This window comes from Luteolibacter flavescens, from assembly GCF_025950085.1.
Taxonomy (GTDB): Bacteria; Verrucomicrobiota; Verrucomicrobiia; order Verrucomicrobiales; family Akkermansiaceae; genus Haloferula; species Haloferula flavescens.
Map to the genome: position 1 here is coordinate 741,636 of NZ_JAPDDS010000001.1, position 14,556 is coordinate 756,191.

Consider the following 14,556-nt stretch of genomic DNA (forward strand, 5'->3'; position numbering starts at 1 on the left):
CCTGCGAGCAACATCGGGCGGTTCCCGCGCGTTTCATTTCCACGATGATGACTACCACCCTGCGTGTCGCCGCCCTCGCGGCCCTGTTGGTCTCCTGCGCCTCCGGCCAGGATGAGAAATGGACCTCCATTTTCAATGGCAAGGACCTCGACGGGTGGACGCCGAAGATCCGCGGATACGCCCTCGGCGAGGACCCGAAGAAGACCTTCGTGGTCGAGGACGGCGCGATCAAGGTGGACTACAAGAACTACACCGAGTGGGGTGATACCTTCGGCCATCTCTTCTACAAGACGAAGTACTCGAACTACAAGATCCGCCTCGAATACCGCTTCGTCGGTGACCAGGTGAAAGGTGGCCCCGGCTGGGCGACGCAGAATTCCGGCATCATGCTCCACTGCCAGGAGCCGAAGACCATGGGCAAGGACCAAGACTTCCCGGCCTCGCTCGAGTTCCAGCTCCTCGGTGCCGGAAACGGCGTGAAAACGACCGGCAATCTCTGCACCCCGGGCACCTACATCACCATCGATGGCAAGGTGAACAAGACCCACTGCATCAACTCGCAGGAGCCCACCAAGCCCCTCGGCGAATGGGTCAAGGCCGAGGCCGAAGTCCACGGCGGCAAGCTGGTGAAGCACCTCATCGACGGCAAGGTCGTCTTTGAATACACCGACACGAAGCTCGACGAGGGCGACGCCAGCGCCAAGCCGCTGATCGAGGTCCAAGGCAACAACAACCTCACCGAAGGCTATATCAGCCTGCAATCCGAGAGCCACCCCGTGGAGTTCCGGAAGATCGAGGTGCTGGAGCTGAAAGCCGAGTAAGCCGCGCTGCGCTCCGGGAAGTCCGGGCAACGATCACACTGACTTTCTCCATCGGGAGCGCTTGAAAGGGCGCTCCCGTTTTTCTTTCGAAGGTCATGCTCGGGAATCACGTGCAGCCCGCTGGGAGCGCGTGGCCACTGGCCCGCTTGGACGTTCCGGGCGAAGTGGGTGGAGAAGCCCACTCACCGGGGATCACTCTTGGGGGGGGCTGCTTTTTCCTTGGGTTCGCCGGACTATCCAAGCGGGCCAGTGGCCGCGCGCTCCCAGCGGGGTCAGGCGAAAAGAGCGGCAGTCACCCGACGCTGACAGCAAGCCTCTGATCCAATCCCGCGCTCTCAGCCTCACCCCACCGCCGCCAAGCTCGCCGCAGCCACTGCCTGCCCGTGCCGCTTGGTCTTCTCGTCAGGCACCACGAGCTGGATGCTCAGGTGTGGGAATTCGGTCGCCAGCACCTTCTCCGCCTCCTCAATGATGATCGTGCCGCCCTCGCCGGAGGTCACACGACCGAGGATGAGAAGGCTGCCGATTTCATAAAAATCCGCGTAGTGGGCAATCGAGTAGCCGAAGCAGGTGCCGATGGTCTGGTAGATCTTCCGGGCACGCTCGTCGCCTTCCTTCATCGCCTTCTGCACCTCCACGAGTTGCTCGGGGAAAGGCATGCTGCCGAAGTCAAACCCGGCGACCTTCGCCAGACGGGCGACGCCTTGCTGGGAGAAGAACTGCACGCCACATCCCTCGTCGCCGCTCCACTCGTCGCGCGGACCGTCTTCCCGGTAATCCACCGGTGCGAAGGCCAGCTCATTGAGCCACGGCCGGATCGAGCCGTTCGGATCCACGTAGCCCGCGGCCTGGCTGGTGCCCATCGCCACGCCGAGCACGGAGCTCTGATCCAGCGACATCGACCCCGCGAGCGCGGTCACCTCGCCGTCATTCACCACCTCGAAGGGAATGCCATCCCAGCGGTCCTTCAGCTCCACGAACATACCGCGGATGCGCGACTCGAAGTCAGCGGCACTCACCCCGCGGAAGAGCGAGGCGGCACGCACCTCGTTGTTCACATACACGCCGGCGGAGCTGCCACCGATCGCGTCCACCCGTGGCAGATGCGCGGCGGCACGCTGGAGCGAGTCCTGCACGCCCTCGATGTGATAGGCCGGGTCGCTCTGGAAATACGGATCCCAAACGATCTCCTCGGAGAAAACGACCTCGCCGTCGATCAGCGCGGCGCATTTCCGGTCGGAGCCACCGAGGTCGAAGCCGATGCGGCAGCCGCCCAGATGACGGCCCAGTGCCATCGCATCGCCACATTCCTCGGGCAGCCCGGATGCCTCCACCGCAGTGAAGCTCAAGGGCTCGCCGAAGATCTTCTTGCCGATGAAATCCCAGTCAAATTCGCGACCGCCACCTGGCCAGTAGATCGCGGCCAGCGCAGGCACCACTTCCGGCGCGCCGGAGATCAGCACGCGGCTGCCACCCTTTTGCCAGAGGAGGAATTTCACCACACGCTCGACATAGCGCAGCGTCAGCGGAGCATTGTCCGGGGTATCCGGGAGCACCGGGGATGACCAGCGGAAGGCCGTTCCATCCTGCCGGACGAGGGCCAGATCAAGCGTGCGGCCACCCGCAGCCATCTCACGGTAAGCGCGATTCCAGAGGACGGCGGGCAGGAAATCCGGATCAAGGACCGGAACACAGGAAACGGAAAGGTCGGAAAGGCTGGGAGAGGACGCCGTCATGGATGACAGGAATAGAGCGATAAACCGACGTCAAAGAAAATGAGGTAATGCGCAGGGTATCCCCGTTTTTGCGCATTACCCCATGGAATCTGCTCGATGCGGCTTACTTCAAGACGGCCGCGTGGAATTCGTGCCAGTCATCCAGGTTGTTCAGATTGATGGCATCCTTCGGCGCGCTGGCGTCGTCCGGCAGGCCATCGGCGGAGAGGATGGACTGGCGCACTTCATCGGCGTGGTTGTAGCCGGTGATGGAGGCATTCAGCGCCTCGACGCTGGCGGCATCCAGCTTCACGCCCGGCTGGGACTTCACCCAGGCTTCGAATTGCGGGTAGGTCGGCTTCTCGCCGGCGATGTAGGAAAGCACAGCGTCACGATCCAGACCGAGGCCGTCGATGACCATCTGGTCGTAGCCTTGGCCGGCACCCGGGTAGCCGTCAGCGAGCACACCGCGGGCTTCGAGGGAGACCTTGAGCCACAGGCGCGGCAGGTGGAGGACGCCGAGCGGACCGGCGGTGCCGGAGCTGATCAGGGGTACGTATTTCATAGCGCGGCTAGGAAAGACGCGTTGGCAATCCCCGTCAAATGGTCCCTGCTGCCAAAACGGGACACTTCCTCTTGTCAGACCTATGAATTTCCCCCGTATCCTACGCTCCATGCGCCCGCTGATCCTGCTCGCCGCCCTGGCCGCACCCGTACTCTTCGCCGCGGAACGGCCGAATATCCTCTTCATCTTCTCCGACGATCACGCGCTGAATGCGATCTCGGCCTATGGCGGGCCGCTGAAGGACCTCGCCCCGACGCCGAATCTCGACCGCATTGCACGGGATGGTGCCATCTTCACCCGTTCCTACTGCGGAAACTCGATCTGCGGCCCCTCGCGCGCCACCGTGCTCACCGGCAAGCACAGCCACATCAATGGCTTCCCGGACAATGACGGGTCGCGCTTCGATGGCAGCCAGACGACCTTTCCGAAGCTCCTCCAGAAAGCGGGGTACCAGACCTCGCTGATCGGAAAGTGGCACCTCGTCTCGCAGCCGACGGGCTTCGATCACTGGGAGATCCTCCCCGGCCAGGGCAGCTACTATAATCCGGAATTCGTCTCCGCGACCGGGCGGAAACGCGAGCAGGGCTACTGCACGGACGTCATCACTGACAAGGCGATCGCATGGCTGGAGGGACGGGACAAGACGAAGCCCTTCGTGCTCATGTGCCAGCACAAGGCACCGCATCGCAACTGGTCCCCTGCCCTGCGCCACCTCGATCTTTTCAAAGACGTCACCTTCCCCGAGCCGCCGACGCTCTTCGACAACTACGAGGGACGTAGTGGCACGCTGAAGGAGCAGCAGATGAGTATCGCCCGCGACATCTCGTGGGGGCATGACATGAAGTTCAAGGGGCAGAATCTTTTCCCCGAGGACTTCACCAGCCAAGGGGCGAACGGCGAGTACCAGCGGATGACCGCGGAGCAGAAGCAGGCATGGGATGAAAAGCGGGAACCCGAGAACGAGGCCTTCATCGCCGACATGAAGGCGGGCAAGCTCAAGGCAGACGACGTCACCCGCTGGAAACACCAGCGCTACCTGAAGGACTACCTGCGAACGGTGCGCGCCGTGGACGAGGGCGTGGGCCGGGTGCTCGACTATCTGGACAAGTCCGGCCTCGCGGAGAACACGCTGGTCATCTACTCCTCCGACCAGGGCTTCTACCTCGGCGAGCACGGCTGGTATGACAAGCGGTGGATGTTCGAGGAAAGCCTCTCGATGCCCTTCATCGCCCGCTGGCCCGGCGTCGTGAAGCCCGGGCTACGGAGCGAGGCGCTCATCCAGAATATCGACTACGCCCCCACCTTCCTCGAGGCTGCGGGTGTCGCCATCCCGGCGTCTATTCAGGGCAAGAGCCTGCTTCCCGTGCTAAAGGGCGAGACCCCGGCTGACTGGCGGAAATCGATCTACTACTTCTATAGTGGCGAGCGGACCCATCGCGTGGCCGCGCACGACGGTGTCCGCAGCGAACGCCACAAGCTGATGCACTTCCCCGCGACAAAGGAGTGGAACCTCTTTGACCTGGAGAAAGATCCGCAGGAGCTGAAGTCCGTGCACGACGATCCCGCCTACGCCCCGGTGCTGGCTGAGATGAAGAAAACCTACGAGGAGCAGCGGAAGAACTACCACGTCAGCCAGGCCACCATTCCAGCGAACCGCTTCGGCGAGGCCTGGTGGAAGACGCGCCATGAGGAGAAGGTGAAGCTTGCCAAGAAGGGCGGCTACGACCTCGTCTTCATCGGCGACTCCATCACGCAGGGATGGGAGGGCGGAGGCAAGGCCACCTGGGACAAATACTATGCCCACCGGAATGCACTGAACCTGGGCTTCTCCGGAGACCGCACCGAGCAGGTGCTGTGGCGGCTGATGAACGGCGAACTGGAGAACGTGGATCCGAAGCTCTTCGTCCTGATGATCGGCACGAACAACACCGGACACCGGCAGGACGATCCGGAGATGACCGCCGACGGCATCAAGCTCATCCTTGAGCTCCTGCAGGATCGCAAGCCGGATGCGAAGGTGCTACTGCTCTCGATCTTCCCCCGCGGCGCGAAGCCGGAGGAGCCCCTGCGCCAGCTCAACGACCAGATCAATGCCCGCATCAAGTCCTTCGCCGACGGGGAGCGCGTGCAGTGGCTCGAGGTGAGCGACGCCTTCCTCGATGACGAGAAGGTGCTCGCGAAGGAGATCATGCCTGATTTCCTCCACCCTAACGACGTCGGCTACGCCATCTGGGCGAAGGTGATCGAAAAACACATCGCCAAGCTGACCGGCACGCCGGAGGTGGAGTGATCGCCCGCAAAGGTAAGAGCCACTTTTCTCGAAAAGCAAAATCGCGAAGCTGACAGCCCCCGCAAGCTGGAGTAGTTAGACAGCGTGAAAGCCATCGCCATCACGCAGAAGCTCCCGCTCGACCACCCCGAATGCTTCGTCGAACTCGATCTCCCCGATCCCGTCCCCGGGCCGAATGACCTGCTCGTGCGGGTGAAGGCGGTGGCGGTGAATCCTGTGGACTACAAGGTCCGCCAGTCCCGCAAGGACGAGGAGACGGAGCCGAAGATCCTCGGGTGGGACGCGGCGGGCATCGTCGAGGCGGTCGGATCGGACGTGAAACATTTCCGCCGTGGAGATCAGGTTTACTACGCGGGCGACATCACCCGGCCCGGTTGCAATGCCGAGCTCCAACTCGTGGACGAGCGCATCGTGGCGAAGAAACCCGCGTCCCTCGACTTCGCCGCCGCGGCAGCCTTGCCACTGACCGCCATCACGGCGTGGGAGTGCTTCTTCGAGCGTCTCGGGCTGTCCGCCGGCGACCTGAAGGAGGGCAAGGGCAAGACCCTGCTCATCATCGGCGGCGCGGGCGGCGTGGGCTCCATCGGCATCCAGATCGCCACAGCGCTCACCGGCTTCACCGTCATCGCCACGGCCTCGCGCCCGGAGACGGTCGAGTGGTGCCGGAAGATGGGAGCGCACCGGGTGATCGATCATTCGGTGGACTGGACGGCCGAGTTGGAAAAGCGCGGCATCCCTACCGTGGATTACATCGCCTGCTTCGCGGACACGAATGCCCACTGGGCAAACATGGCGAAGGCCATCGTCCCGCAGGGCAAGATCACCGCCATCGTCGAGTCATCCACCGTACCGGACATCGGCCTCATGAAGGCGAAGAGCGTGACCTTCTCTTGGGAATTCATGTTCACCCGCTCGATGTTCCAGACGCCGGACATGATCTCGCAGCATGACCTGCTGAAGGAGCTGGCCACGCTCGTCGATGCGGGCCGCATCTTCAGCACGATGAAGGAGCACGGAGGAAAGCTCACTCCCGCTTCTCTCGCCCAAGCCCACCGCGACCTCGAATCCGGCGGCATGATCGGCAAGCGGGTCTTTGAAACCACGTGGTGATATGGACCTCGCGCGCGACGGCTGGAGCATCGCCCGCCCCGGCCTCACACATGATCTGTTAGAAGAATTGCGCTCCGAGGCATTCTCTCCGGGAAGTGCCGGAGTGCGCTGCCTGCTCGATTTTTCCTCGGTGAAAGTGGCGGCTGAGGAAATGAAGCAGCATCTCATCGCCGGGGATGTCATCCCATCATCCGCGGTGGCCATTCAGGCAATCGCCTTTGACAAGACTCCCGACACGAATTGGAAGGTGCCTTGGCATCAGGATCTGATGTTCCCGTTTTCGGATGAAGTCTCATCACCAGGATACGACCTACCGTCCCGAAAGACAGGCGTCCACTATGCCCGCCCTCCCGTCGATGTGCTGGAAAGCTTGCTCGCAGTCCGTCTGCACCTTGACGACTGCGATGAAACGAACGGCCCCCTGAGGGTGAGCCCGGGAACCCACTTGAGCGGCATCATTCCCTCCGCCGAGGCCGCGAATCGCGCCGCGGAGAATGGCGAAGTCGCATGCCTCGCATCCATCGGTGAAGCACTCCTCATGCGGCCGCTGCTGCTCCACGCCTCGTCACAAGCCACCGAACCTGGACATCGGCGCGTGCTCCACGTGGTCTATCACTCTGGAGCACCGATGCCTGAGCGCTGGCATCGGTTTCTGTGACGAGAGGTGCCCGTCGCGTCAGTCAGGGTTTCAAGATCACACGGATGGGCTTCGCGGTGGTATAGTCGATGTTGTTGACTCCGGTGAAGCCGGTCTTGCTGACATTGATCGACTGGACCGGTTGTGCTGCACCACCGATGTGAACTTCTCCCTTCGCATCGGTGACCACTGCTGGGAGATTCATGGACGCGGTGACAGGCTCCACTGCCGCGCCCGCAATGGGAACTCCCGCCGCATCCGTGACGATGACGTCCGGCTTGGATTGGCAGGACACGGCGAGAAGCCCGATGATAATGGCGAACAGTCGGTTGGCGATTTTCATGGTCTATCGGGACTTGCTTTCGAACTCTTGGAACAAGGGGTTCTTCGATTCCGGCGATCCGGGCACGGACTTCGGAAACGGGTCAAAGGTGGGGACTTCGCCCGCCCCCCCGGGAAGGGGTCTCAGCGACGGGAATTGATCCAGCTTCTCCTGGGCCTCCTGGAGTCTCTTCGCGCCTTCTTCCACCCGGCGGCGTTCTTCCGGACTGAAGTCTTCCAATGCAAGCGGGCGCCGGGGCACGGGAACCGGATCCGGCCCCTTGGACATATTGACGACGAGGAGGATGAGTTTGATGGCGACGAAGACCGCGAAGCCCCACAACCAACCTGGAATCCCCGAGCCCGAATTCGAAGTGGCATGATATTCCCTTCTCTTCTTCGGCTTCGGCTCGTCCTGCTCCCACTTCGGGACGTTGAGAGGCTTATGCCCCGCCGATCTCCGCATCGGGATAGAGGAAGTAGAAGACGATGAAGATGACGACGAGGTCGCCTCGCCTTCCGGCCGCTGCCACTTGGCCGTGCTGTTCTTCACGCCGGCTGCCAGATCTTCCGGCAGCAACCCGAGGAAGACCTCGAAACAAGGGCCACGTCTCGCCAAGGGCGTCTTGAGCCACTCGATCGCGGCGCGGCTTTCCTCATCGCTCCAGGTGTCCCTACCCGCGGTCCGCATCAGGCGCTGCCGCCAGAAGGACTTCAGGTGATCCGGCACCAGCGTCATCATGTGGGCCATCGCCACATGGCGGTCGATGAGCTGCATGTGGAAGTCACGCTCTCCACGGGCAAGCTGCTCGTAGGCGAAATTCGCCAGCCGCTCGGTATGGCGGCTCGTCCAGAATGCAGCGGCCCCTGCGAGTCGTGCGGCTGCGATGCCCGCCGCGGGCGTGGCGATGCGCGAGGCATTCTGGTGAAGGAGATTCGAGAGGTTCGCGATTCCCTGCGGACTCCCGTTCCGATCCAACCGGTCGATCACCGCCAGCGTGGCGACGAATCCTCCGTGCTCCAACTCGAAGACGATCGTGTCCGCCTTCAGCGCCACGGCGGGATTCTCGCCATGCCGGACGAAGACCTCTTGCATGAGTTCACCCCATCGCTCGACCTCGGACGGATTGTCGTATAGCAAGCTCTCGGCTTCCTCCACCAGCAACTGGATGTCCTTCGACCCGCCCGCAAGAGCCGCATTCAAGCGGTCGAAGCAATCGGTGATCGCACGCAATCCGGACGACATGCCAATGGAGGCAGGCTCCTCCATCCGCATCGGTTGGGTGACTTCCGGCACCTCTCGACTCGTCGCATCATCGGGATCGGGCGCTATTTCTGAAGAGATCGGAACCAGAACGTCCTCCCTCTCATAGCTCTGCCACTGCAACTGATGCAGCGCTGCCTGATAAGCATCGTGAAGCTTGCGAAAGCCCTCGGGATTTTGATCCGGACGGCAGTCCTTCAGCAACTTCGCGTAGGCGCGCTTCACGTCCCGCTCGGTCGCCCCGGCGGGGTCCAGTCCCAGTGTGGTCCACGGCATGGAGGTCAGGCGTCGAGGGGTTCAGGCTGGCGTTCGCCTTCGTGTTCGAAGAAGCCGCGCAGGAAGGTATCGAGCACAGCCGCCGCCTCCTTGATCGCCTGCGCATCCTGCGACTCCAGCGCGGCTTCGAAGCGATCCGTCACGGCATTCAGATGATCGCGCGCAGGCCCGACCAACTCTGCGAACACGCGGTTCGCGCGTTCCAGGCGCGCCCGGTTTGGCAGCAGGTCCCTCGGGTGCAGCTTCAGCGGTTGCATCCGCGCGATGGCTTCCTCGATCTCCATCTTCGATAGCGATCCCGGACGCTGCTCGATCACGAGGCGTTTCTTCTGGCCGCTGGAAAGCACGGTCACTTCCACCTCGAGGATGCCGTTCATGTCGTAGGAAAAACGGATGTCCACCTCGCCCGGGCGCTTCTGCCCCGGCTGATGCCGCAGGCCGGCCACGGTCACCTGGCCGATCCGCTGGTTGTCCTTCGTCATGCGTGCCTCGCCCTGGAAGACTTCCACCTCCACGAATTCCTGCTGGGGATGCATGGTATTGAAGACGCGGCTGCGACTGACGGGCACGGTCGTGTTCCGGTCGATGATCGGAGCGAAATAGCCAGCTTCCGGACGACCGCTCGCACTTTCCTTCGCCATCTCGACGCCCAACGTGTGCGGGCATACATCAGTCAGCACGATATCTCCCACCGCCGAGTCATTCGCACAGAGACCTGCCTGCACCGCTGCGCCCAGCGCGACGACGCGGTCGGGGTCCAGCTTGATCGATGTGATGCGCTTGAGTTGATCCTGTGCGAAGTCCTTCACCACGCTCATGCGGCTCGCACCGCCGACCATGAGCACGTCATTCAGATCGGCAGCGGTGATCCCGGCATCCCGGAGACAACGGCTCACGACCGGTCGCAGGCGGGCGGTGATCGCGGCGGTGGCATCCTTGAATTCCTCGCGCGTCACCTCCACGAGCTTGCCGTCGAGAGATACACTCGCGGATTCATGGACGGCCAGCAGGCGCTTCGCCACCTCGACCCGCTGCCGCCAGTTTCCACGCTGCGATTTGTCCGGCACCCAGCCGTGTCTCTTCTCCAGCCACTCGCACAGGGCATCGGTGTAATCCTCGCCACCGAGGCGGCTCTCGCCAGCGGTGGACTTCACCTCCACCACGCCGTCGAAAATTTCCAGCAGCGTCACGTCAAAGGTACCGCCACCAAGATCGAATACGAGCACCTGCGTCTCCTGCTCGGGATTCCGGTAGCCATAGGCCAATGCCGCGGCGGTCGGCTCATTGATGATGCGCTCCACCTGCAGTCCGGCGATCTTCGCTGCCTCCACGGTGGCTTGCCGCTGCTGGTCGTGGAAGTAGGCGGGCACGGTGATCACTGCCTTCGTGACTTCCTCGCCGAGATGCAGGCTGGCGATCCGCTTCATCTCGGACAGGACCATTGCCGAGCAGGTCACCGGACTCCATTCCTTCCCGCCGAAGCGGTACTTCGCGGGCGTGCCCATGTCCCGCTTGAAGCAGGCCATCCCGGAGGCGGGATCGGAGACCAGGCGGTCCTTCGCAGCCCTGCCGACCAAAAGCCGCCCATCCTCCGCCACCGCCACGACACTGGGGGTCAACTCCTCTCCCAACTCATTTGCGAGGACCCGGGGATGGCCGTTTTCAAAAACTGCGACAAGGCTGTTCGTGGTTCCAAGGTCGATGCCGATCACGCGCGGGAGACTGGCGGAAACCCCTCAACTTTGCAATCGCGCCGGAGATGACGGACGGGATCACTTTCCGGAAAGAGTGCCGCAGCGCCCTGATTTCACCGCCCTTGACCCTATCCTGCCGATTTTCTATGTGAGGAAAGTCATTAGAAAGATGCGCATCCCCCTGTCACATCCGATCCTCCTGCTGTCGTTCAGCCTTGCCACCACTGCGTTGGGCCAGGCCTCTAAGACCGACGTCACCCCCGCGGTGGCGATGGAATTGGACTATCTCCGGTCGCTGGCCGAAGACGGCAGAACCAAGGCAAAGGCACCACTCCTCGAACTCGCGACCAAGTATCGGGAAGCCATCGAGAAGATCCGCGATGATTCCAAAGCAGCGGCAAACCCCACCGCCCTGATGGAAGCGGAGGCGGCTCTCGGGGAATACCAAAGCTACGGCACACCCGACGGCGAGTCGGGCAACGCTGCCATCGCACGACTTGAGAGAATCTATCTCGAGCAGCGGCCCAAGGTGGCGGAGCAGGCCCGCCCTGCCCTGCTTCAGGCCGAGCGTTCGTTCGGGCAGGAGCTCAAGCGCATCGTCGAGGATCTCACCAAGAAAGGTGAGACCAGCCAGGCGATTGCCGTAAAGGAAGAGATGGATGTGATCGCCGAGCGGGTGAAGACGCTGCAACAGCCCGGCGGATTTGTCGTTCCAAAGGTTCGCGCGAAATCCGACGTGACCATCGTGGAGGCAACCTTCACCGGAGATGACAAGACCATGGACGTGACCCGCAGGATCTCGGAACTCGTCGCCGCGGGAAAGGACTTCAACGTGAACACGACGGACATGGGCGGAGATCCGAAGTATTGGCACCGCAAATATCTGAAGATCACCTACACGAAAGGCGGCATCAAGCGGGTGCAGGATCTCGAGGAAGGAGATGCCGTGCAGGTGGAATCCATCACCGGCCCGCAGGATTTGAAGGAGGCCGCCGCCTGGCTGATCGGGTCGAATTGGAAGTCGGAGAACGGCGAGCTTTTCTTCAAGGACCAGTCCGACGTGAAGAAGAAGGACCGGACCGGCCGATGGAAACTGGAGGGGCGCTATCACCTCTCCATCGAGTGGAGTGCGGGGGAGAAGCAGCGGTTTGAAATCGATACCCGCTACTCCCGGCTCAATGCACTCGGCGGCATGGCGGAGAGCTTCGTGCCCGCGGAGTGATCATGACTGCCGCTCAACTTCATAGACTGGATCTATGATGAGGACGATTTCTTTCGATTAACGGAACGTGACCACCGCAGCCTAATGTGCGGTGATGATCACGACTGTTAGAAGCATCGCCGTCGCCGCTATCTGCCTCCCCTTCCTCCCCCAGGCCAGCCAAGCTCTCACCGCCGCCTTCGACCAAAATGTCTCCGGTCCGAGGAACAACAACCGCTTTGGCGACAACATCGTCGCAGTCGGCAATTTCATGGCCGTCTCCGAGGACAACCGCGTGCTGCTCTATGAGCGGAATGGCGGCACCTGGGAGCCCTTTGCCCGGAAGCCCGTGTTGCTTTCGACGGGCGACAACTCCGATGAATTCGGCCACTACGTGCTGATGCCGGACCGGAACACGATCTTCGTTTCCGATCCGCTCTACAACGCACGGACACCTTCCGACGGCACGAACAACGACCAGGGCGCGGTGTATGTCTATGGCCGGGATGTCGGCGGGGATAACAACTGGGGCCTGATCAAGCAGATCACCGCCACCGACCACCAGCTACCGAATGGCGCGCTGTCGAAGGGACTCGGCGACGTGATGGCCTACAGCGACGGACGTCTGGTCGTATCGGCCAAGGCCAGCAGCGTCGGCATGAAATTCCTCTACGTCTTCGAGAAGGACCGCGGCGGCACGAACCAGTGGGGCCAGGTGCCCGGCGTGAAGCTGGAAGGGACCGACCTCAGCATGAGCCATTTCGCATACACTCTGGCACTCACCGGAGACACCTTGATCGTGGGCTCGCCCTTCGAGGGATACCGGGAGACACCCTCGTCTCCCTCCGATATCGGTCGCGGGGCGCTCTTCATCTATCACAGGAACCAAGGAGGATCCGACCGCTGGGGCCTGCTGCCAAATGGCCGGAGATACGCACCGGACGGAGTAACCGCCGACTACTTCGGCCGCACCATATCCATCTCGGGAGACCAGGTGGCTGTGGGTGCCATAGGCAGGGATCTCTCGTCCACGCAGAGGGACGCGGGCACCGTCTACATCCTCTCCAGGAATGAAGGCGGCCCCGGCAACTGGGGCATCACTCCCACGCGCATCACCGCGCCGGACGCCGCCGCTGGAGATGAATTCGGAGCCGTGGCGGTACTGCGCGGCGACGTCCTTGCCGTGTGCGCGAACAATGACGACGTGGCCGGAGTCAACGACGCGGGCTCGATCTATCTCTTCGAAAAAGCCACCACGGGCACCTGGCAAGCGGTCAGCGGCGGGAAGTTCTCCATCGACAACGTGCCCGGCATCACGCTGGTGAACACGAGCTTCGACACGGAGCTCTTCATGGACGACCAGCGCGTCATGTTCTGGTCGCGCACGTCCTCGATAGGACGGGTCGTCACGGACATCAGGCTGACCGGTTTCCCCTCGCCCGGCGGCTTGGGCACGGTGGACTTCAGCAGGCTCGGACGCATCACCTTCACTCCGAGGGGAACGGGAAACTATCAACTGCGCACCAGCACGGACCTGCAGGGCTGGACTGACGTGGGGGTCCCCTTCCCCGCTTCCAGCGGCGTGCCGAAGATCATCGAGACAGGCACGCCCGGCGCCGAGCGGAAGCGCTTCTATCGCATCGAGAGCCGGTGAGCTTGTCCCCCTACATCTCCCCGTGTAGCGAAAGAGGCATGAATGTTCATCACCTCGAGCTCTTCTACTATGTGGCGAAGTTCGGCGGCATCACCGCGGCGGTGCGCAGCATGCCCTATGGCATCCAGCAGCCCTCGGTGAGCGCGCAGATCTGCCGCCTGGAAAAGGAGCTCGGGGTGACGCTTTTCATCCGTCGGCCCTTTTCGCTGACCCCCGAGGGCGAGATCCTCTTCGACCGCATCCAGCCCTTCTTCACCCAGCTCCCGGATCTGGCGGACGAGATCCGTCAGGAAGGATCGCTCCACCTGAAGCTCGGCGCGTGCCCCTCGGTCCTGCGGCATCACCTGCCGGGCCTGATGCTCGCGATGAAGTCGAAGAAGCCCGGCCTGCGGATCAGCCTGCGGGAAATCCAGATGGACGAGATCGCGGACCATCTGGTGAAGCAGATCGCGGACATCTCCGTCGGCGCGGTGATCGGTGCCTTCCCTCCTCCGCTACGGATGGACGAGCTGCTCCGAGTACCGCTCGCATTGCTCGTGCCGGATGACTTTCCCTGCACGACGTGGAAGCAGGTGCTCTCCCGCCACAAGCGGAAGGACGGAAGCCTCGATCTCCCGCTCATCGCGCCGCCCGTGCAAAGCGTGATCACCCGGCGCTTCCGCGAAGGGCTCACCGCCGCCGGACTGATCTGGGAGACGGAGGTGGAAGTCGGCAACTTCGACGTGATCCGCGACTACGTGAAGCACGGCTTCGGCGTGGGCATGTCTGTCATGATCCCCGGTGTCCAGGTCACGGGCGGCCTGAGGCAGATACCGATCCGCGAATTCGCGCCCGTCCAGGTGGTCGCCGTCTATCTCCGCGAGCCGAAGCCCGTCGTCTCTTGGTTCGTGAACGAGCTGAAGGGCTACGTCCGCATGCTCATCGAGCAGACGACAGCCGGTGCCGCTGCCCCTGCAAAAAAGAACGTGACCGCGACACGAGGCCGCGGTCACGTCGCAAAGGGCTGAC

The 14,556-nt window shown here is 62.6% G+C and carries 12 protein-coding genes; 7 read left to right on the forward strand and 5 right to left on the reverse strand.

Annotated elements, in window-relative coordinates; all coding sequences use genetic code 11:
* Window positions 1-44: 44 nt before the first annotated feature.
* Window positions 45-821, forward strand: a complete 777-nt coding sequence (locus tag OKA04_RS03095) for a 3-keto-disaccharide hydrolase (RefSeq protein WP_264499657.1) — start codon at window positions 45-47, stop codon at window positions 819-821.
* A gap of 341 nt (window positions 822-1,162) precedes the next feature.
* Here the strand turns inward: OKA04_RS03095 and OKA04_RS03100 are convergent, their stop codons facing one another.
* A complete protein-coding gene (locus OKA04_RS03100) occupies window positions 1,163-2,557 on the reverse strand; it encodes an ROK family protein (RefSeq protein ID WP_264499658.1) in 1,395 nt (464 codons plus the stop codon).
* 103 nt (window positions 2,558-2,660) lie between these two features.
* Window positions 2,661-3,101, reverse strand: coding sequence for a DUF5069 domain-containing protein (locus OKA04_RS03105; RefSeq protein ID WP_264499659.1), 441 nt, complete (start codon window positions 3,099-3,101; stop codon window positions 2,661-2,663).
* Between the two features lie 109 nt (window positions 3,102-3,210).
* Here OKA04_RS03105 and OKA04_RS03110 point away from each other — a divergent pair, with 109 nt between their 5' ends.
* The 3 genes from OKA04_RS03110 (at window position 3,211) to OKA04_RS03120 (ending at window position 7,159) form a co-directional block, all read left to right on the forward strand.
* Window positions 3,211-5,391: a sulfatase/phosphatase domain-containing protein gene (locus OKA04_RS03110; protein WP_264499660.1), complete on the forward strand. Its 2,181-nt coding sequence runs from the start codon at window positions 3,211-3,213 to the stop codon at window positions 5,389-5,391.
* Between the two features lie 84 nt (window positions 5,392-5,475).
* Entirely contained in the window at window positions 5,476-6,501 is a 1,026-nt protein-coding gene (locus OKA04_RS03115; protein WP_264499661.1) for a zinc-binding alcohol dehydrogenase family protein, read from the forward strand.
* 1 nt (window position 6,502) lies between these two features.
* The gene (locus tag OKA04_RS03120; RefSeq protein ID WP_264499662.1) at window positions 6,503-7,159 is read left to right on the forward strand and encodes a phytanoyl-CoA dioxygenase family protein; all 657 of its coding nucleotides are present in this window, start codon (window positions 6,503-6,505) and stop codon (window positions 7,157-7,159) included.
* 22 nt (window positions 7,160-7,181) lie between these two features.
* On the opposite strand, the gene OKA04_RS03125 is transcribed toward OKA04_RS03120, so the two are convergent.
* The 3 genes from OKA04_RS03125 to OKA04_RS03135 are packed head-to-tail and all read right to left on the reverse strand — an operon-like array spanning window position 7,182 to window position 10,711.
* The gene (locus OKA04_RS03125) at window positions 7,182-7,481 is read right to left on the reverse strand and encodes a carboxypeptidase-like regulatory domain-containing protein (protein WP_264499663.1); all 300 of its coding nucleotides are present in this window, start codon (window positions 7,479-7,481) and stop codon (window positions 7,182-7,184) included.
* A gap of 3 nt (window positions 7,482-7,484) precedes the next feature.
* Window positions 7,485-8,999 (reverse strand): J domain-containing protein, encoded by a 1,515-nt coding sequence (locus tag OKA04_RS03130; protein ID WP_264499664.1) that lies wholly within the window; start codon window positions 8,997-8,999, stop codon window positions 7,485-7,487.
* A 5-nt stretch (window positions 9,000-9,004) separates the two neighbouring features.
* Window positions 9,005-10,711: an Hsp70 family protein gene (locus OKA04_RS03135; protein WP_264499665.1), complete on the reverse strand. Its 1,707-nt coding sequence runs from the start codon at window positions 10,709-10,711 to the stop codon at window positions 9,005-9,007.
* Between the two features lie 151 nt (window positions 10,712-10,862).
* On the opposite strand from OKA04_RS03135, the gene OKA04_RS03140 reads away from it, so the two are divergent.
* From OKA04_RS03140 to OKA04_RS03150, 3 genes are all read left to right on the forward strand, one after another.
* Entirely contained in the window at window positions 10,863-11,915 is a 1,053-nt protein-coding gene (locus tag OKA04_RS03140) for a hypothetical protein (protein WP_264499666.1), read from the forward strand.
* 94 nt (window positions 11,916-12,009) lie between these two features.
* Window positions 12,010-13,548, forward strand: a complete 1,539-nt coding sequence (locus OKA04_RS03145) for an FG-GAP repeat protein (protein ID WP_264499667.1) — start codon at window positions 12,010-12,012, stop codon at window positions 13,546-13,548.
* Window positions 13,549-13,586: 38 nt separating this feature from the next.
* The gene (locus tag OKA04_RS03150) at window positions 13,587-14,555 is read left to right on the forward strand and encodes a LysR family transcriptional regulator (RefSeq protein ID WP_264499668.1); all 969 of its coding nucleotides are present in this window, start codon (window positions 13,587-13,589) and stop codon (window positions 14,553-14,555) included.
* Window position 14,556: the final 1 nt, after the last annotated feature.

Excerpts from the sequence above, each read along its gene's own strand:
- OKA04_RS03145 (WP_264499667.1), top strand. The coding sequence starts at position 12,010 with ATGATCACGACTGTTAGAAGCATCGCCGTCGCCGCTATCTGCCTCCCC.
- OKA04_RS03140 (WP_264499666.1), top strand. The coding sequence starts at position 10,863 with ATGCGCATCCCCCTGTCACATCCGATCCTCCTGCTGTCGTTCAGCCTT.
- OKA04_RS03100 (WP_264499658.1), bottom strand. The coding sequence starts at position 2,557 with ATGACGGCGTCCTCTCCCAGCCTTTCCGACCTTTCCGTTTCCTGTGTT.
- OKA04_RS03150 (WP_264499668.1), top strand. The coding sequence starts at position 13,587 with ATGAATGTTCATCACCTCGAGCTCTTCTACTATGTGGCGAAGTTCGGC.
- OKA04_RS03105 (WP_264499659.1), bottom strand. The coding sequence starts at position 3,101 with ATGAAATACGTACCCCTGATCAGCTCCGGCACCGCCGGTCCGCTCGGC.
- OKA04_RS03110 (WP_264499660.1), top strand. The coding sequence starts at position 3,211 with ATGCGCCCGCTGATCCTGCTCGCCGCCCTGGCCGCACCCGTACTCTTC.
- OKA04_RS03120 (WP_264499662.1), top strand. The coding sequence starts at position 6,503 with ATGGACCTCGCGCGCGACGGCTGGAGCATCGCCCGCCCCGGCCTCACA.
- OKA04_RS03095 (WP_264499657.1), top strand. The coding sequence starts at position 45 with ATGATGACTACCACCCTGCGTGTCGCCGCCCTCGCGGCCCTGTTGGTC.
- OKA04_RS03130 (WP_264499664.1), bottom strand. The coding sequence starts at position 8,999 with ATGCCGTGGACCACACTGGGACTGGACCCCGCCGGGGCGACCGAGCGG.
- OKA04_RS03125 (WP_264499663.1), bottom strand. The coding sequence starts at position 7,481 with ATGAAAATCGCCAACCGACTGTTCGCCATTATCATCGGGCTTCTCGCC.